17 protein-coding genes are annotated in these 17,868 nt (G+C 64.9%); 7 read left to right on the top strand and 10 right to left on the bottom strand.

Annotated elements, in window-relative coordinates; all coding sequences use genetic code 11:
* The coding region (locus E8A12_RS19450) for a TonB-dependent receptor plug domain-containing protein (protein ID WP_293371898.1) at positions 1-1,210 on the bottom strand (1,210 nt) is incomplete at its 3' end.
* 485 nt (positions 1,211-1,695) lie between these two features.
* Between E8A12_RS19450 and E8A12_RS19445 the strand changes: the two genes are divergently transcribed.
* Entirely contained in the window at positions 1,696-2,364 is a 669-nt protein-coding gene (locus E8A12_RS19445; protein ID WP_293371896.1) for a TetR/AcrR family transcriptional regulator, read from the top strand.
* 615 nt (positions 2,365-2,979) lie between these two features.
* Here E8A12_RS19445 and E8A12_RS19440 read toward each other — a convergent pair.
* The 5 genes from E8A12_RS19440 to E8A12_RS19420 form a co-directional block, all read right to left on the bottom strand.
* Positions 2,980-3,561 (bottom strand): hypothetical protein, encoded by a 582-nt coding sequence (locus tag E8A12_RS19440; protein WP_293371894.1) that lies wholly within the window; start codon positions 3,559-3,561, stop codon positions 2,980-2,982.
* Positions 3,562-3,796: 235 nt separating this feature from the next.
* A complete protein-coding gene (locus E8A12_RS19435) occupies positions 3,797-4,879 on the bottom strand; it encodes an HWE histidine kinase domain-containing protein (protein ID WP_293371892.1) in 1,083 nt (360 codons plus the stop codon).
* 37 nt (positions 4,880-4,916) lie between these two features.
* Positions 4,917-5,396, bottom strand: a complete 480-nt coding sequence (locus tag E8A12_RS19430; protein WP_293371890.1) for a DUF4142 domain-containing protein — start codon at positions 5,394-5,396, stop codon at positions 4,917-4,919.
* A 275-nt stretch (positions 5,397-5,671) separates the two neighbouring features.
* Positions 5,672-6,160 (bottom strand): hypothetical protein, encoded by a 489-nt coding sequence (locus E8A12_RS19425; protein ID WP_293371888.1) that lies wholly within the window; start codon positions 6,158-6,160, stop codon positions 5,672-5,674.
* Between the two features lie 265 nt (positions 6,161-6,425).
* Entirely contained in the window at positions 6,426-6,821 is a 396-nt protein-coding gene (locus E8A12_RS19420; protein WP_293371886.1) for a DUF202 domain-containing protein, read from the bottom strand.
* 216 nt (positions 6,822-7,037) lie between these two features.
* On the opposite strand from E8A12_RS19420, the gene E8A12_RS19415 reads away from it, so the two are divergent.
* Positions 7,038-7,178, top strand: a complete 141-nt coding sequence (locus E8A12_RS19415) for a hypothetical protein (RefSeq protein ID WP_293371884.1) — start codon at positions 7,038-7,040, stop codon at positions 7,176-7,178.
* 44 nt (positions 7,179-7,222) lie between these two features.
* Here the strand turns inward: E8A12_RS19415 and E8A12_RS19410 are convergent, their stop codons facing one another.
* From E8A12_RS19410 to E8A12_RS19400, 3 genes are all read right to left on the bottom strand, one after another.
* Positions 7,223-7,477, bottom strand: coding sequence for an MliC family protein (locus E8A12_RS19410; RefSeq protein WP_293371882.1), 255 nt, complete (start codon positions 7,475-7,477; stop codon positions 7,223-7,225).
* A 281-nt stretch (positions 7,478-7,758) separates the two neighbouring features.
* Positions 7,759-7,899, bottom strand: coding sequence for a hypothetical protein (locus E8A12_RS19405; RefSeq protein ID WP_293371880.1), 141 nt, complete (start codon positions 7,897-7,899; stop codon positions 7,759-7,761).
* 143 nt (positions 7,900-8,042) lie between these two features.
* Positions 8,043-9,362, bottom strand: coding sequence for an amino acid permease (locus E8A12_RS19400; protein WP_293371878.1), 1,320 nt, complete (start codon positions 9,360-9,362; stop codon positions 8,043-8,045).
* 211 nt (positions 9,363-9,573) lie between these two features.
* Between E8A12_RS19400 and E8A12_RS19395 the strand changes: the two genes are divergently transcribed.
* Positions 9,574-10,125 (top strand): DUF1579 family protein, encoded by a 552-nt coding sequence (locus E8A12_RS19395; RefSeq protein ID WP_293371876.1) that lies wholly within the window; start codon positions 9,574-9,576, stop codon positions 10,123-10,125.
* A 7-nt stretch (positions 10,126-10,132) separates the two neighbouring features.
* Here E8A12_RS19395 and E8A12_RS19390 read toward each other — a convergent pair whose 3' ends face one another.
* Positions 10,133-11,614, bottom strand: a complete 1,482-nt coding sequence (locus tag E8A12_RS19390) for a PLP-dependent aminotransferase family protein (protein ID WP_293371874.1) — start codon at positions 11,612-11,614, stop codon at positions 10,133-10,135.
* A 378-nt stretch (positions 11,615-11,992) separates the two neighbouring features.
* Between E8A12_RS19390 and E8A12_RS19385 the strand changes: the two genes are divergently transcribed.
* The 4 genes from E8A12_RS19385 to E8A12_RS19370 form a co-directional block, all read left to right on the top strand.
* Positions 11,993-12,529: a hypothetical protein gene (locus E8A12_RS19385; RefSeq protein WP_293371872.1), complete on the top strand. Its 537-nt coding sequence runs from the start codon at positions 11,993-11,995 to the stop codon at positions 12,527-12,529.
* A gap of 84 nt (positions 12,530-12,613) precedes the next feature.
* The gene (locus E8A12_RS19380; RefSeq protein ID WP_293371870.1) at positions 12,614-13,291 is read left to right on the top strand and encodes a response regulator transcription factor; all 678 of its coding nucleotides are present in this window, start codon (positions 12,614-12,616) and stop codon (positions 13,289-13,291) included.
* A complete protein-coding gene (locus E8A12_RS19375; protein WP_293371868.1) occupies positions 13,281-14,627 on the top strand; it encodes a HAMP domain-containing sensor histidine kinase in 1,347 nt (448 codons plus the stop codon). The genes E8A12_RS19380 and E8A12_RS19375 overlap by 11 nt, the downstream gene beginning before the upstream one ends.
* A gap of 149 nt (positions 14,628-14,776) precedes the next feature.
* Positions 14,777-17,868 (top strand): efflux RND transporter permease subunit (locus E8A12_RS19370; RefSeq protein ID WP_293371866.1); only part of this gene is annotated, 3,092 nt, incomplete at its 3' end.

The following is a 17,868-nucleotide window of genomic DNA, read 5'->3' as shown; positions in this document are numbered from 1 at the left end:
AGGTCAGGCGCAGCTTGTCCGTGACCGAATAGACGCCCTGGCCGAACACCGCATAGCTGGTCTCGTCCTGGCGCAGTTGGCCCGATGGAGTCACCGCGATGTAGGGCGGCTTGGGCAGGATCGGCGCGCCGAACCCGCCGTACATTCCCACCGAGTCGTGCAGGTAAAATACCCCGGCCGAGAGCGCGAGCGCGTCGAAGCGTCGGTTCCAGCGCAGCTCCTGGCTGACCTGTGCCTCGCTCTCCTTCACCGGGTGCGGAAAGTATCCGATGTAGGTCTGGTAGCCGATGATGTTGTGAACGAAGCCCGGAATGTAGGTGAAATGGTTGTCACCCATCGCGATGTCGGCATTCGCACCGAATACGTAGGTCTCGATGGTGCGCTGAACATAGTTGGGATCAACCGGGTTGGCATAGGTCGGGCCCGCTGGCGCGACTTTCCACGGATTGGATGAATCGTAGAGCGGATTGTTGATCGCAACCGCGGGCTTGCCGTCGTCATAAGAGCCGCTGGCGAAAACCAGGACGCTGGCGCTGTCGTTCGGCGTGATGAGCGCCGAAAGCCGCCCACGGATGGAATCCTGAGCATCGAAACCATAGGTCTCGTAACCATCGCGGCGGTCGTAGTCGATCGCGCCGCGAACACTGAGCATGTCGCTTACCGGGATGTCCTGAAAGCCGCTGAAGTGCGCCCGGGCGTAGTTGCCACCCTCCAGCGTGATGGCGCCGGCGGCATCATCCTTCGGCCTTGCCGATGTAACGTTGATCGCGCCGCCAGCGGCTGTGCCGCCGTAGAGGGTTCCTTGAGGTCCCGCGATCACCTGGACATTGGCCACATCGAACAGCAGCCCAGCCGTGGCAAAGCGAGAGAGGACGATGCCGTTATAGTTGTAGCTCACCGCCTCATCGACATTTGCGGAGTCGATGTTGCTGCCCACGCCGCGGATAAAGGTCTCCACGACCGGGCCTTCGCTCCGCAGGTTCGCGCTCGGTACGAACTTCTCCAGTCCCTGCACATCGACGACGCCGGCGGCCTGCAGCTGAGAGCCGCTCACCGCGACGATGCTGGCCGGCGCTTCCTGCAGATCCTCCGTCACCTTTCGCGCGGTGACCACCACCTCTTCCAAGGTCGCCTGGCCGCCGCCGGGATTGGTCGTCGGCAAAACTGAAGCCTGCTCGGCTGCCCAGGTTGGAACGGCGAGTGACGCCATCGCCGCTGCCGCGACCGACCCAAGGCAATTCAATCCGCGTGATCCCATGACCGCATCCCCCGCTTTTTTGGTTTTCTTGGGGGCAACATTTCGAAGGGCGGCATTTAGGTCAAGCAGAATATACTAGTCGGTGTACCCTCCCATTGCCCGCCGCACCGGAATCCAAACGTTTCGAGCAGATGCTACCGCGCACATGCGGAATTTATATTATCGTAGATTCAATCACGTATGACACATTCAAGCAGATGCAGTGTAGGTCGGCGCCTGAACTCTCGAAGGCAGACAACGCGCGCCCAGAATCCTCAACTAAACCGACGGGTATCCCCATTTGGATCGCCGAAGCATGTCGCTGAGACCCGCAAAGGCGCCGGCCGATTGGGTTCGCCCGTGGCGACACGCCTATCCTGCCGCGCAGGCGATCCTACACCGTTGCGTGTTCAATGGCCGAGTGCGACGGTCGATCGCCATTTGAATCGGATCGTTTGATGAAGTCGGCAGTCAAGGCGCTCAAGGGTACGGTTGCTAAGGCTAAGCCTGCGAAAGCTGGGTCTCGGGTTTACGCGCGTAAGGACGACATTGTTCTCGCCGCGGCAGAGCGAGCCTTCTTCAAATGGGGATACTCGGCCATCAGCATGGATAGGGTGGCTGAACTCGCGGGGGTCTCCAAGCGGACGGTATATAGCAACTTCAGGAACAAGCAGACCTTGTTCGCCGCGGTTCTTCGCAAGAGATGTGATGAAATTTTGGCTCAGAATAACAAGTATGTCATTTGCGAAGATGATAGCCTTGAAGTTGGACTTGTAAATCTCGCGACCTCCCTACTCTCCTCTATCTATACAAAGCCTCAGATCGACTTGTACAAGACGGTGGTCGCTGAAGCGCGTCACCTTCCGGAAATCGGTCAGATCATGTTCGACGGGCCGATCATGTACACGCAGTGTATCTTCGAAGCCTATTTACGGAAGCAGGTCGCGGCCGGCTTGCTGGAGTTGGACGAGATCGAACTGGCCGCGTCGCAGCTCATCGCGATGCTCAAGACAAACCTTCATATGCGGTTGATCTTCAGCCAGCCTGGGAAGGTCACGCCTGCCGAGATCACTCATATCGCCCGGGAAAGCGTCGGCCTCTTTCTGCATGGGGCGCTTCCCAGGTGAGACTGCGAGCCGCAAACGGCCCTTCTGAAGGTCCGCACTGAGTCAGCGCCAGTCATCCGCTCATGTCTCAGATGCGCCATGAGCGGACGTTGGTACGCCTTCAAAAACATGACGCCAGACCTGCCGGATAAATGGCCACAGGCTGGCAAAAGCTGGACGAATGACGATCCGTAGCGCATCGGGAGCAGAGCCCAAGACTTCTCGGCCGCAGATAGCGCGCGCCATTCGGGTGTGAAAATCCTTGGCTTATCCCTGGGTTGTCTGTTGTCGAGGTTTGGTTAGGATCGACTACAGCAGCGCTTCCCAAGTCTCGGGGACAAGAGGATCAAATGCGGCGCACAGCCAGGCTACGGCCGTCGGTCTCCTGCAACTCTGTGCGCAACTCGTTCGAGTTGGTGTGCTCGACGAGCACGCCGTCACAGTCATCAAGGACGCCATTGCAAAGGACATCGTGCTCACCCGTCCAAGGTCTGCGTCAAGGGACGACTATGAGCGTTCAATCCGAGAGCGCCTCGATTCCTTGTTCTCAGGGCAGGAAGCCGTCGGAACCGGACAATCGGACTGAGCATCCGCCGCCCGTAGCTTTGGGACCGCCATCCGGCTAGCGTCTGTCGGTCACACCAGCCCGGTCTGGTCCTGGCGCCCTTTCGGCGGTGACCAGGATTGCGGCACGGCGTCTACCCCGGCGGATGCCGGATGGAGACCGTCCGATCCATCCGCAGGTTCCGCAGAGCCGGCCTGCCAGTACTGCAGGTTGCCGAGCAGTGCCTCCCCAAGGCCATAGCCAACCCGCCGCAAATCGGTGGCGAGTTCAAGGAGCTCGTCGATCCGTGAGTTGACGACCTCCTCGGTCTGACCCTTCGCGGCGGCGCGCACCGCGCGGCCAATGTGCTGTTCGACCAACCGTAGCAACCCCATACACACCCGCAGGCGACCGCGATCGAACCGCTCGAACTGCGGTCGGGCGAGCAACCGCGCCCGGACGATGTGGGCCAGCGCTTGCTGAGGAGAGAGATCTCCAGCTTGGCAGATCTTGCGCAAGGCCATCTGCTCTTGCGAAGAGAAGTTTAGGTCGAACATAATGCGACGTGGCAGGTAGGTGGTTGCCTCGGCGTCTGATTCCACTTCAGTCTCGGACACAGGCGCGCGGTCGAGCTCGGTCATCAACTGGTCCATCCGTTCGCGCGAGGTGTGCATAAGCCCCATCCAGGTTCCAGCGACGCCTCAAGCGGGCGTTCGACACTTGGTCGGGAGGATTTTCTGCTTCAAAGATGTATCGCGCCGGTGAAATTTATTTCACTGGCTGGCCCCCAGCGGTGGCGGCGCTCGCGGCAGCCCGCCAGGCGTATTGCTCACAACTCACTTATTTGACGTCACAGGTTGCGGGGACCGGCGACTGGCCTCTTTGGTTGCCTGACCGGACGATGCGCCGCTAGGGCGGGGAAAACGTTGGTCGCGTGGGGGCGTTGGGGCGGGCGGCCCTCGCCGTTCGATTCTTCCGCCCACGGCGCGGGTCAGGTTCCAACGGCGCCAGAAAGGATATGCGCCATCTCACACCGTCCGGTGAGAAGGTCAGCTCGCTCGCTGCGTCACTGCCGGAAAATAGTCGCCTTGCTAGCCGAGCCGAGCCGAAGCCGCGGCGCGCTGGCGCTGCAACCTTGGGGCCGCCGTGTTCGGTCCAGACGAGCTCGACTTGCTTGCCCCCAACACGAGCCTCCACGGCGGAGGTGATTTCGACCCAGCCGGCGCCGCTGAGCGCCCCATACTTTGAGGCGTTGGTCGCGAGCTCGTTGAACGCCAGGACGAGCGGCGTTACATATTCGTGCGGGACACGGATATCCTCGCCCCGCAGCCATAGCCGGCTGGGCTCGGCGGTCTCAAAGGGTTCGATGGCGCTGTGGATCAACGCCAGCAGGCCAATCTTATCGACCTCATCGGATCCGATCAGGTCCTGGGCCCGCGCAAGCGTTGAGAGCCGGTCGACGAAGAGTTGGTAGCTCGCCGGGGCGGCCGAAGCCCGGATCGTCTGGCGCGCGATCGCCTCCACCACCGCGAGCGTATTCTTGACCCGGTGGCGCATCTCGCCCGCTACGGTCTCCTCCCAGGCTTGCGCCTGGCTCGCCCGGACGAGCCGCTCCCTGACGAAGTCCAACAATGCCGCGGTGAGGCTAGCCAGGACTACGAAGGTCAGCAGGGACTTGAAGGCGGCTGGCGAGGCTTCCCAGGTGAACCGCGGCGGGAGCAGGAAGTACCAACTGCCAAGCGCTCCAAGCTGAAGACAGGCGATGCTGGCGGTTCGTCCTCCGACAATTCCGGCGGCGATGACGGCCGGAAACAGCGTCATGAAGCTGACCCGCAAGCCCAGCAGCGGGTCGAGAGCAAAACGCGCCCCCACGCCCAACATGGCGAACCCACATCCGATCGCGATCGCGGTCGGCAAACCGGGCGGCGGCCGACTGGACAGGTCCTCGATCGTCCTCAGGATCCGCGGAAGACGCGCCCCCCTCGTCGTCATGGCGATCGGACCAGCGCCTTGTGGGACGCAGGGGCCGTCACCGGCCTGACGCCGGGTGACCGTTCAATGCCCGATCGAGGCTTCGCGCCGTTTCGAGCTGCCTTTGCAGGATGGGGAGGGCTCGACGCGCCAAGCCTGCGATGGCGTCTCCACCAGCCGCTTCCTCGCGAAAGGCGGTGAGATCCTCCGCCTGCCGCTCCGCCATGAAGCGCACGAATTCTCGATCGAAGTCGCGCGCGGAATGCGCGTCGAGCCTGGCGCGCACGTCTCGGTCGCCCCGGGGCCCTCGGAGGGGAACGAACATATGCAGCTGAGCCGCGGTGCGATTTGCCTCCAGGCGGTCTGGAAAGTGGCCATCCGCCAGGTCTTGGCCATAAGCCCGCAACTCAAGCGACGTCCCGCGCTGCTCGGCGAGTTGGCCCAGTTTTATTTCCAGATTGTTTTCCTGGATCGCCGCCTCGAGGAATTTCCGATCTCGCCACTCGTTCTGCGCCAGGGCCGAACCGGAGGCGGCCATCGCCAAAGCCAGACCAAGGAGTTGAGCCCTGCTCACCATGAGCCGTGTCCTTTGGCCATCCGACGGCGACGGGCAAAGCGTTGCCCGCTCCGGCGTGTTTGGGGTCGCCGAAGCGGGCTGCTTTCCGACTCCGGAGGGAAGGTGGCGGAACGGAAAAAATGCAGTGTCCTGCCTACCTGCTGATCATATCCCCTGCGGTTCGGTGAACGAGTGAAAAGGATTTCACCTTAGAAACTGTGGTCGGCCTGGCCTGACGCCGGGCGAAGAGGCCTGCGTCAATCGACAGGCGGCGCCGGACAAGGGCCAGGCGCCCAGTCATATTTCGACGCGCCAGGGTTCCATATCCACCGCCCGCAAGCTTGCGGCGGCGCAGCGGCCCGCGGCGGTCCATAGTCATAAGGCGCGTAGTCGTAGGCCGGTTCATAAGCGTAGCCGTCATACCCGTAGTCGCCGTACCAAGGGTCGGCGAGAGCCGCCCCCGCGAAGAACCCCAGTCCAGCTGCGCCTAGGCCCCACCCGTAGCCACCGCCGTAGCCGCCGTAGCCGCCGTAGTGACCGCCACGGAAGCCGCCGCCGTGAAACCCACCGCCATGGAAGCCGCCGCCATGAAAACCGCCTCCGCCGCCGTGGAAGCCACCGCCGCCGTGCGATCCGCCGCCGCCGTGAGAACCGCCGCCGCCGTGAGAACCGCCATGTTGGGCTTCAGCCGCCAGCGGCGCGAGCAACAGGGTCGCGGCGGCTATCGTGGTGAGAATTGTCTTCATCGTGACCTCCATCAGAGGCCGAGGGTCGCCATGGGCCTTCGGTCGAACGACGTCTCGCCGACCCTCCCTGGATCGTTGGACGTCAACTCAGACTTAGAAATGCGCCCGTCCGTTTTTGGTCGCCGGGCTCAAGGTGAAGTATTTTTCACCGAGCTCGGTTGTGGGTCGGGAGGTCTTTTGTCCCCTGCGATCTTATTGATGAGCTTGGCGGATGTTCTATCGCGTCGGCGCCGGACGGCGGTTCCAGGGCTGAGCATGAGGAACGCTACGGCGTCTGCGTCGTGGTCATGCCGATATAGGCCATCATGACGACCGCCAGGGCGGCGATCACCACCGTGATCAGGACGACCAGCCCACGATCCACCTGGACGTGTCCGGCGGCGATCTGGCGATTGACGACATGGAAACGCCAGGCCGCGAGGACCACCAGCACGCCACCCAGCCCGATCATCCCCGCGCCCATGGGCGCGGACATTCCGGACCCATGCCCCTGGAGTTGAGGCGAGAGCCCGGCCCCCAGTTCGCGCAGCCACAGCCCAAACCTAGCGACGACGAAGCCCAGGCTCATGATCGCGATGCCGGTCCGCACCCAGGCGAGAAAGGTCCGCTCATTGGCGAGATGCTCGGTCGCCTTCTTGTCGTCCGGGATTTCCGCTTCCACTTGGGCTCCTGAATGGGATTTCGCGGCGCGCCACGCTTTGGCCAAGGCGGCGATGGCCCGCTGTCGATGGAAGAATCTCACAGATTTTGGAGGCAAGCGATTCGTCGCTCTACACGCGCCGCGCTGGCAGGCGGAGAGCCATCACGGAGAATTGCCCCAACTGGGGACAGCCCCAAGCTGTTACATCTGTGATACTTAGTTGCAAGGACGTAGCAGATGCAGCGCCTTCATCTCCACCATTATCGGAATCGCGACCTTCCGCCCTGGGCCGAGACGCTCCTGGCCGGCATCGTGATCGCCGCGGTCATCGCCTTCAACGTGATCATGATGTGGCGGATCGCAACCGCGACGGTCTAAACCGCCCGGCGAAGAGGGGCGGCGCCCCAGGGCGCCGCCTGCGATCAGTTCGGCTTCAGCTTGCAGTCGCGAAAGGGTGTCTGGGTGCCGTCCACCACGACCGTCTGGCCATCCGTCCAGAATTTGATTCCGCCGCTGGCGAACTCAGCGCCAGTCGTAACCGGCGTCCTCTTCAACAGGTGCCGGTTGTTGTCGTTGCTGGTGGTCATGGTGACGTTCGTCGGCTGACTTGAGTCATACGAAACTGCGAACGCAGCGCCGTTGTCGCAGGTGTAATAGGCCTCGTTGAAACTGTTCATAGGCGGAGCGCCTGATGGTGCGGCAAACGCGGGGGCCGCAAGTGAGAGAGACGCTAGAGCACTACCAATGGTTAGGGCTTTCATCCTCTTGTTCCTAGATACAGCGGTCGCCAGAGGCGACGGCTTGCCTCGTGTGCGATTCATATGGAGTTGCTTTGCGGTAGCCGCCGTATCGCTCTTGAAAACGTGAACGCGAGCCTATCCAAATGCGGCCGCGAGGGCGGATACCTCACCCATCCGAGGCCAGGTCCGGTGCCGTAGGGCACCAAGCATGGAGATGTCTACCTCGCAGACGCCGTCGCCACGTCGCGCAGGATCCGGCTGCCGATCTGGCTGCGTTGGGCGGCGAGGTACTGCTCAAGATCGGTGGAGTAGAGGCCACCGCCGCACAATCCCAAAGATCGAAACAACCGTCGCAACACGCGTGCTCTCCTGCACGGCGCTGCCTCCCACGAACCCAACAGGCAAAGACGTCGCGGGCGCAGCGCGTATACCCTACTACGATAGTATGATTTGAAACCGAAAGCTTCTTTGCGCCCGATGAGAATTTCTTGGGCGCTCGCGTTCAGGAAGCGGAAGGCGCCCTTGGACCGAACGCCTGGCGCAGGACGAAGAGGACCATCAGGGCCATGAGGCTTACGACGCCCAATGCCAGCGGCCAGCGCTGATCGGGAATGAAGGCCATCGCGCCAAGGATCGCGACCATGCCGGCGATGGCGAGGTAGGTCAGGTAGGGAAAGCCCCACATTCGCAGAGTGAGTTTCTCGGGCGCTTCGCGCTCCAGCTGTCGGCGAAGGCGCAGTTCCGAGAGCGCGATCAGCAGGTAGACGAAGATCGCGACCGTTCCATAGGATTTGATCAGGAAGGCGAACACCAGGCCCGGCGAGACGTAGGACGCGACCACCGCGCCGAATCCAAAGACCGTCCCGACGAGGATGGCCTGGGTGGGCACGCCGCGCCCGCTGACCCGCGCAAGCGCCTGCGGCGCGTCACCGTTGCGGGTCAGGGAAAACAGAATCCGCGACGAGGCGTATAGACCCGAGTTCAGCGCCGAAAGGACGGCGGTCAGGATGACCGCGTTCATCAGGTGCGCCGCCGCGGGCAGGCCCATGAGCCTTAGCGCGCTCACATACGGAGTCGCGATGGCGGTCGAGTTCCAGGGAACGATAGCGACCACCAGCAGGATGGATCCTACGTAGAACACAAGGACGCGGCCGATCACCGAATTTGTGGCGCGCGCCACGGCGATCGCCGGCTCGCGAGCCTCCGCCGCGGCGATGGTGACGATCTCGGCGCCGAAATAGAATCCCGTGGCCGCCACCGCTCCGGTCAATACCGGCAGCAGGCCGTGGGGCATGAAACCGCCGCGCGCGGTCAGGTTGGCCACCTGCGGCGTCCACCCCGGCCAGATCCCCGCGACGAACAGGGATCCTCCGACCAGGAACAAGGTGATCGCGGCGATCTTGATCGACGCCAGCCAGAACTCGAACTCGCCGTAGGCGCGGACGGAAATCAGGTTGCTCACGGTCATCGCCATCAGCAGCAGGCCCGCCAGCAGCCACTGCGGCGCCTGCGGCAGCCAGAACCGGATGAGGTCCGCCCCGGCGATGGCCTCGATCGCCACGACGATCACCCAGAAGTACCAGTACATCCAGCCGGTCAGAAAGCCGGCAAAGGGGCCGAGCGCACGACGCGCGTACTCGTAGAACGAGCCGGCGGTCGGTTGGGCGACCGCCATCTCGCCCAGCATGCGCATCACCAGGATGACCAGCCCACCGGTGATCAGGAAGGAGATCGCCGCCGCGGGCCCGGCGGACTGGATCACCACCCGGCTGCCGACGAACAGTCCCGCCCCGATGACCCCACCCAGGGCGATCATCGTCATGTGCCGTCGTCTCAGCGTGTGGCGAAGGCCGTCCCCCGGACCACTTGAAGCTTGTGGGTCGATCATCTGCCTTTGTTAGCAGCCGATGACGCTGGAGGCCCCTTGAACATCCACCGCCGTGGAGTGGCCCAGTACATATTCCCCGGAGTGGTCCTTTCAGCCCGCTCGGGCAGGCCCGATGCTGAGCCGCGTAAGGAATGCGGAGACGATCATGAAACTGTTGCAGCTGCGGCGCGCCTTGGCGTTCGCGGGGGTTCTGGCCCTTTTTCCCATTTCGGCGAATGCACAGCCGACGCGTGACGGATCGCATGACTTCGACTTCGCCCGCGGGGTCTGGCGCACGCATATCACCCGCGTGCTCGATCCGTTCGCCGGTGGAACCCATACGTCCACGTCCGAAGGCACGAAGACCGCGACGCCGATCTGGGGCGGACGCGGCTGGATTGAGGAGATCGAGGCCGACAGCCCGGACGGCCACTGGCAGGGGGCCACCCTCTTCCTCTACAATTCGAAGTCCGGCCAATGGAGCCAGGCCTACATCGATAGCGACGGGGCCGAGGTTGAGACGCCCGAGATCGGCGAGTTCAAGGACGGCCGAGCCGAATTCTACGCGACCGAAAAATACAAGGACCGGAACGTCCTCGTGCGCGGCGTCTGGTCGGACATCACCGCCAATTCCCACCGCTACGAAATCGACTTCTCGCAGGACGGGGGCCGCACGTGGGCCGCGGTCTTCAAGGCCTATCTGACGCGCGTGAAGTAGTCCGCGGTCACCGTCTCAGTGTTTCATGGAGCAGATCGAGACCGCGCTCGATCTGCGCCTCATCCGCCGCGCCGAAGCCGAACACCAGGCCCCGGGATGTCGGCGGGCCCAGGTGGTATCGCTCCAGGCTGTGCAAGCGCACGCCTCGGCGCGCCAGGACGTCGGCCGCCGCGTCCGCGTCCACGCCCGGACGCGCGAGCGCCGCCAGATGCATGCCGTAGCTGGACGGGATCGGCTCAAGCCAGGGGCTGAGGTCGCCCGACAGGCGCTCGAGCAGGAGGTCGCGTCGGCGGCGATAGACCTGGCGCATGCGACGCACATGCCGGGTCAACCGGCCCTCCGCGATGAAGGCGGCGACCGCCGTCTGCAGCAGGATCGGGCAATGCCAGTCGAGCGCATTCTTGGCCGCGACCAGGGTGGGCCGCGCCCACTCCGGCGCCACCAGGAATCCCAGCCGCAGCGAGGGCAGCATGCACTTGGAGAAGGTGCCGACGTAGAAGACGATGTCGGTCCCGCCGGCACGCAGCGCTTCTAAAGGGCTGCCGGCGTAACGGAACTCCCCATCGTAATCGTCCTCGACGATCACAGCGCCGCGGCGCCGAGCCCAGGCCAGCAGCGCGCGTCGGCGCGCCGGCGACAGCGAGACGCCCAGCGGGAACTGATGGGAGGGGCAGAGGCAGACGATCCGCGCGGCGTCCGGCAGGCACTCGACGATCAGACCCTCTGCATCCACCGGCGTGGGATGCAGCACAGCGCCCGCGGCGGCGAAGGCGGCGCGCATCGGCGGATAGCCCGGGTCCTCGAACGCCACCACCGCGCCAGGCCGGTCGATCAGGCTGCGCGCCAGGAGGTCAAAGGCCTGTTGGGCGCCGGCGACAACGATCACATCCTCGGGCTGGCAGGCCACGGCGCGAGTGACTGCGATGTGTCGGGTGATGGCGGCGCGCAGCCGTCCGTTGCCTTGGTTGCCTTGCGGACCGCGATAGCTCGGCGGCGAACGCTCGAGCGCGCGGAGCTGTTGGGCCATGATGCGGCGGAACACGTCGTGCGGAAACAGCCGTCCGTCGACCAGCGCGGGACGGAGCTCGACGGCCGGCGCATCGGCGTGCGGATCATCCCCGCTGCTCCGCCAGAAGCCGATGGCGTCCGACACCTCGGGCCTTAGCCAGAAGGGATTGAGCGGCCGCTCGGCTGCGGGCGCCCCCTCGTCAATCACCGCGCCGGCGGCGGGCGGCCGCTCGGCGACGAAGGTGCCGGCGCCCTGGCGCGCCACCACATATCCGTCGTGCAGCAGCCGATCGTAGACTTCGACCGCAGTGTTGCGGGACACGCCGAAGGCGGCCGCGGCCTGACGCGTCGCGGGGAGGCGAACGCCGGGCGCCAGCCGTCCATCGGCGATGGCGGCCCGAAGCTGGGCGTCGATGCGCCGCGTCGCATCGCGTGCACCCTTTTCAGGCCTCTCAATGCCCACCTCGAACAACCAGTCCATCTGGGCGCGCTCCTAAACAGTGGACGAGATAACTATGCGCTGATTGCCCCTTCATGTGTGGACCACTCATCGACGGCCGAGCCAGCATGGGCGCCGACGCTGGAGTTCGGGCGGCGCCACGGCGAGGGCGCCGACGTCGACGGTGAGAAGACCTTCGCCAGCCGGCGTGGCCGAACAGCGCTCGGCGCCGGTGAAACTTATTTCACTGGCTCGCCTCGCATTGGGGAATAGTTTTCAGGCCGCTCGACGGCCGCGTTTGCCGATTGGGCCGCTTCAAATCGGCGGCGAAAAATGTTCAAACCTTCCCAGTCTTCGCACTGCATTCACCCCCAGTCTTGTCCAGGCGCCCACGGCCACGTTCGCAGGGGCTATAGCGCCTTGGCCGGCCTACTCATCGGCGCTTTCTCCATCGCCGGCATCGCGAGCTGCGCCACGGCCGGACCCTACAATCCCTCGAACCTGGCTCCGGCGCAGCTCGCCCAGGTGCAGCAGATCTGCCATTCGGTCATCGGAATTCCTGTGGGAATCGGACTCTCGACCGATTGCGTCGCCAACCTGTCCGGCTCCGCGGCGGCGCTGATCCAGGCTCGAACCCACGGCGTGGCGCTGGACGAGGCCCGTCGCACGTGCCTCGGCAAGGGGCTAGCCGCCGGCGACCCGGCCCTTCCGGTGTGCGAGCTGTCGTCAACCTCCGACCATGGAGCGCCGGCGGCCGACGCCGCAGCCGTGCAGATCGACATCTCGGGTCTGACGCCGCCCGCCAAGTCCTATTTCAACGCCTCATTCGATGAGGTCCGCCGGCGCGAGCAGATGGCTTGTGCGCGCCTGGGGTATGACCCGATCAACGGCAGCTTCGCGAAATGTGTGACCAGTCTGGATTCGGCCCTCTTCGCATCGCAACATGTCATGCAATGAGCCCTGGCGACCGCGCACGGGGTGGGAGGCGACCGCTACGCCATGGGTGTGCTCAACCTCGCCAGTGTTGGAACCGGTGGTCCCGTGCCTAGGATCCTGGTCATCGAGGACGACCCAGAGACCGCCGAGGAGATCGCCGCCTGCCTGACCGCCAGCGGCTTCGAGTCGTCGAGGTGTTTCGACGGACCGACCGGGCTTGAAGCGGCCATGAACGAGCAGTTCGACGCGATCACGCTCGACCGGATGCTCCCGGGCCTCGACGGCCTTGCGCTCGTCAAAGCCCTGCGGGACGCAGGCTCCGACGCCCCGGTGCTGATGGTCAGCGCGCTCAGCGATGTGGACGACCGCGTTGACGGGCTGCGCGCCGGCGGCGACGACTATCTGATCAAGCCCTTCGCGCCCAAGGAACTGATCGCGCGGCTGGAGGTGCTGTTGCGCCGCCACCAGACGTCGGGCGCGGAGGTTCGGCTGCGGGTGGCGGACCTGGAGCTGGACTTGGTGAAGCATGAAGCGGTGCGGGACGGGAGGCGCATCGAGCTCCTGCCGATGGAATTCCAACTCCTGGAATTCATGATGCGCAATGCTGGCCACTTGCTCACAAGACGGATGATCTTCGAGAAGGTCTGGGAGTACTATTTCGACCCCGGCACCAACCTGATCAACGTCCACGTCGGCAAGCTGCGCAGGAAGATCGATGGCCCCGGCCTCCTGCCTTTGATCCGCACCGAGCGGGGCCAGGGCTATATGCTGTATGCGCCTTAGCGAGATCTGGCGGACGACCACCTTCCGGCTCTCGCTGCTGTACTTCCTGCTGTTCGCGCTCGGCGCCGTCGCCCTCCTCGCTTTGGTCTACGTCCGCTCGGCCGTCTACCTGACCCAACGGGTCGATCGCATCCTGGCCGCGGAGGCCAGCGCGGAGATGACGCTGCCCCGCTCGGCGCTGCGCCAAACCATCGACGACGCCCTGATCGTGAACAGCCGCAACAGCCTCTTCGCCCTGTTCGCGGCCGACGGGACGCGGCTGACCGGCAACCTGCGCCGCTTGCCCGAGGGCCTCCAGCCGGGCGGACACCCCGTGGAGATGGCCCCGACAGCGGACTTCCCGGCCAGCGCCAGGCTCGTGGCCCGGCGCCTGCCGTCGGGCGACATCCTGGTGGTCGGACGCGCCATCGACCAGCTGCGGGAGATCCGTCGCATCATCGCTTCGGCGCTGATCTGGAGCGGCGTCCTGACGATCGTCGCCGGGCTCGCCTGCGGCGTCGCGCTCAGCGTGGGGCCGCTGCGGCGGCTACGCAAGCTGCAGGCGGCGGCTCACCACATCGCCGCGGGCGACCTTAGGCGGCGAATGCCGGTGTCCAGTCGCGGCGACGAACTCGACATGTTCGCCCTCACCGTGAACTACATGCTGGGCGAGGTGGAGCGGCTGATGGGCGAGGTGAAGACCTCCAGCGACACAATCGCCCACGACCTGCGCACCCCGCTGACCCGCGTGCGCGCCCAACTCCACCGCCTGGGCCTGGGCGCCGCGGTCGATCCTGCCGACATCGCCCGCGTCACCGCCGAGCTCGACGAGGTGCTGGAGCGGTTCATCGCCATTCTTCGCATCTCCGAGCTGGAAACCCGCGCGCGCAGCGCCGGCTTCGCGGCCACCGACCTCAGCCGGCTGCTGCAACAGGCCGGCGACCTCTATCAGCCGCTCGCCGAAGAGGCCGGCGTGCAGCTGACGGTCTCCGCCACGCCCGGGATGATCGTCGACGCCGACGCCAAGCTGCTGTTCGAGGCGGTCAGCAACCTGGTCGACAATGCGATCAAATTCTCCGGCAAGGGCGGCGAAGTACGCCTGCAGCTCGACGGCCGCCCGGAGGGACCTCGCCTGATTGTACAGGACGACGGCCCGGGCGTGCCGGCCGAGGAGCGCACCGCCGTGTTGCAGCGATTCTACCGCAGCGAGCGCGACAAGCTGACGCCCGGCTCGGGACTGGGCCTCAGCATCGTCGCCGCGATCGTGCGTCTGCATCGCTTTGGGCTTGAACTGCAGGACTCAGGTCCGGGACTTCGTGTCGTCATCGAGTGCCATCCTGTCGATGTAAATATCTGATATAAGTTGGCTATTTACCCCGTCTGGCAGTAAAATTTTATTCACTGGCCTGGGGCGTCGGCGCCATTAGGTTCCGCACCGCACCATCGCCTGTCCGTTTGAGAATCCCGGCGGCGCAGGTGCGGCGCCTCTAACACGGAGTTCCCTGGATGCTGGCGATTGTGCGGCTCGCTTTGCGGCGTCCATACACCTTCGTCGTCCTGGCCATCCTCATCCTGCTGCTGGGGCCGCTGGCGGCGCTGCGGACGCCGACGGACATCTTCCCGGAAATCAGGATCCCGGTGATCGCGGCGGTCTGGACCTACAATGGCCTGTCGCCCGACGACATGTCGGGCCGGGTGATCTACTACTACGAGCGCCAGCTCTCCTCGTCGGTGAACGACATCGAGCACATCGAGAGCCAGTCCCTGCCCGGCGTGGGCGTGGTGAAAATCTTCTTCCAGCCCACCGTCGACATCCGCACCGCCACCGCCCAGGTCACGGCCGCCTCGCAGACCGTGCTGAAGCAACTTCCTCCCGGCATCACCCCGCCGCAGATCCTCAACTACAACGCTTCGACAGTGCCGATCCTGCAACTGGCGCTGGCGAGCCCGAAGATGGGCGAGCAGGCGCTGTTCGACGCGGGCCAGAACTTCATCCGCCCGGCGCTGGCCTCGGTCGCGGGGGCGACGATCCCGTCCCCCTACGGCGGCAAGGTGCGCCAGATCCAGATCGACCTCGATCCGGTGGCCCTGCAGTCCAAGGGCCTCTCGCCAATGGACGTGGCAAACGCGCTCGCCGCCCAGAACCAGATCATCCCGGCGGGCACGGCGAAGATCGGCTCGTTCGAATATTTCGTGAAGCTGAACAACAGCCCTGTGGCGCTGGAGGCGCTGAACGACCTGCCGATCAAGACGGTGGACGGGACAACCATCTACATCCGCGACGTCGCCCACGTCCGCGACGGCTATCCGCCGCAGCGCAATGAGGTGAGGGTTGACGGTCGCCGCTCAGTGCTGATGAGCGTGCTGAAGAGCGGGTCGGCCTCGACGCTGGCGATCATCTCGGGCGTCAAGGACGTCCTGCCGCGCTTGCAGGCCAGCCTTCCGGCCTCGCTGCACATCGCCCTGCTCAACGACCAGTCGCTGTTCGTGAAGGGCGCGATCTCCGGGGTGGTGAAGGAAGGCGTCATCGCCGCGGCGCTGACCAGCCTGATGATCCTTCTGTTCCTGGGCAGCTGGCGCTCGACGGTGATCATCGCGACCTCGATCCCGCTGGCGGTGCTCTCCTCGATCGCCGCGCTTTCGGCCATGGGCCAGACGCTGAACATCATGACGCTCGGCGGGCTGTCCCTGGCGGTGGGGATCCTGGTGGACGACGCGACGGTGACGATCGAGAATATCAACTGGCACCTGGAGCAAGGCAAGGACGTCCGCTCCTCCATCCTGGACGGGGCCGCTCAGATCGTGACGCCGGCATTCGTGTCACTGCTCTGCATCTGCATCGTCTTCGTGCCGATGTTCTTCTTGCAGGGCGTGGCGGGCTTCCTGTTCGTGCCCATGGCCGAGGCGGTGGTCTTCGCCATGATCGCCTCCTTCATCCTGTCGCGGACGCTCGTCCCGACCATGGCCATGTACCTGCTGAAACCGCATCAGGGCGGGCACGCTGACTATGTGATGGAGTCGCATGGGGGCGCGGCGCCGCAACGGTCGACCCACGCCCTTGTGCGCTTCCAGCACGGTTTCGAGGCGCGCTTCGCCAAGCTGCGCGAGAGTTATCGCGGCCTGCTGGCGATGGCGCTCAGCCACCGGCCACGTTTTCTCATGGGTTTCATGGCCCTGGTGCTGGCCTCGTTCCTGCTCGCCCCGGCTCTTGGCAGCAACTTCTTCCCGAGCGTCGATTCCGGGGCGATGGTGCTGCACGTCCGCGCCCCGATCGGCACGCGCCTGGAGGACGCCGCGGCCCTGTTCGACCGGGTCGAGGCCGCGATCCGCCTGGCTATTCCGCGCGACGAACTGGCCACCATCGTCGACAACATCGGCCCACCGGTGAGCGGCATCAACCTGGCCTATTCCAACACCGGGGGCATTGGCCCGCAGGACGGCGACATCTACGTCACGCTGACCGAGAAGCATAAGCCGACTGCCCGCTATGTTGCCGAGCTGCGCAAGCAGTTGCCGGCGCAATTCCCGGGCTCGACCTTCTCGTTCCTGCCGGCCGACATCATCAGCCAGATTCTCAACTTCGGGGCGCCGGCGCCGATCGACGTGCAGGTGGCCGGGCCAGACGGCGTGGCCAATGAGCGCTACGCCAACGAACTGCTGTTGCGATTGAAGGCCGTGCCGGGCCTCGCCGACGTGCGCTTGCAGCAGTCGAGCCACTATCCCCAGCTCAACGTCAACGTCGACCGCTCGGAAGCCGACCGCTTGGGCCTGACCGAGAACGACGTCACCGGCGCCATGGTCACCTCGCTCGCCGGCAGCCTGCAGACCGCGCCCGCTTACTGGCTTAACCCCAAAAACGGAGTCTCCTATCCGATCGCCATCCAAACGCCGCAGCAGGACGAGAACACCCTCTCCAAGCTGGAGAACATCCCGCTCAATCCCGGCAAGTCCGGCGACCCGCAAATCCTGGGCGGCGTGGCGCAGGTGCAGCGCGTCGACGCCGATGCGGTGGTCACCCACTATGCGATCCAGCCGGCCTTCGACGTCTACGCCGCGACGCAGGGCCGCGACCTGGGCGGGGTCTCTCGCGACATCGGCAAGATCCTCAAGGGCACCCAGAAAGACCTGCCGAAGGGCGCCACCGTCACCCTCCGCGGCCAGGTGACCACGATGAACAGCGCCTTCTCGGGCCTGTCGGTCGGCTTGGTTGGCGCGATCGTGCTGATCTATCTGCTGATCGTGGTGAACTTCCAAAGCTGGTCCGACCCGTTCGTGATCATCACGGCGCTGCCTGCTGCGCTAGCCGGGATCGTCTGGATGCTGTTCGCCACCAGCACGCCGCTTTCGGTGCCGGCGCTCACCGGCGCGATTATGTGCATGGGCGTCGCCACGGCGAACTCCATCCTGGTGGTCACCTTCGCCCGCGAACGGCTGGCGGCGACCGGCGACGCGATGACCGCAGCGTTGGAGGCCGGCTTCACCCGCTTTCGGCCGGTGCTGATGACCGCGCTCGCCATGATCATCGGCATGTCGCCAATGGCGCTCGGCCTCGGCGAAGGCGGCGAGCAGAACGCGCCGCTCGGCCGCGCCGTGATCGG

The organism is Phenylobacterium sp. (genome assembly GCF_004799395.1).
Taxonomy (GTDB): Bacteria; Pseudomonadota; Alphaproteobacteria; order Caulobacterales; family Caulobacteraceae; genus Phenylobacterium.
This window is presented reverse-complemented; position numbering and strand designations above follow the sequence as displayed.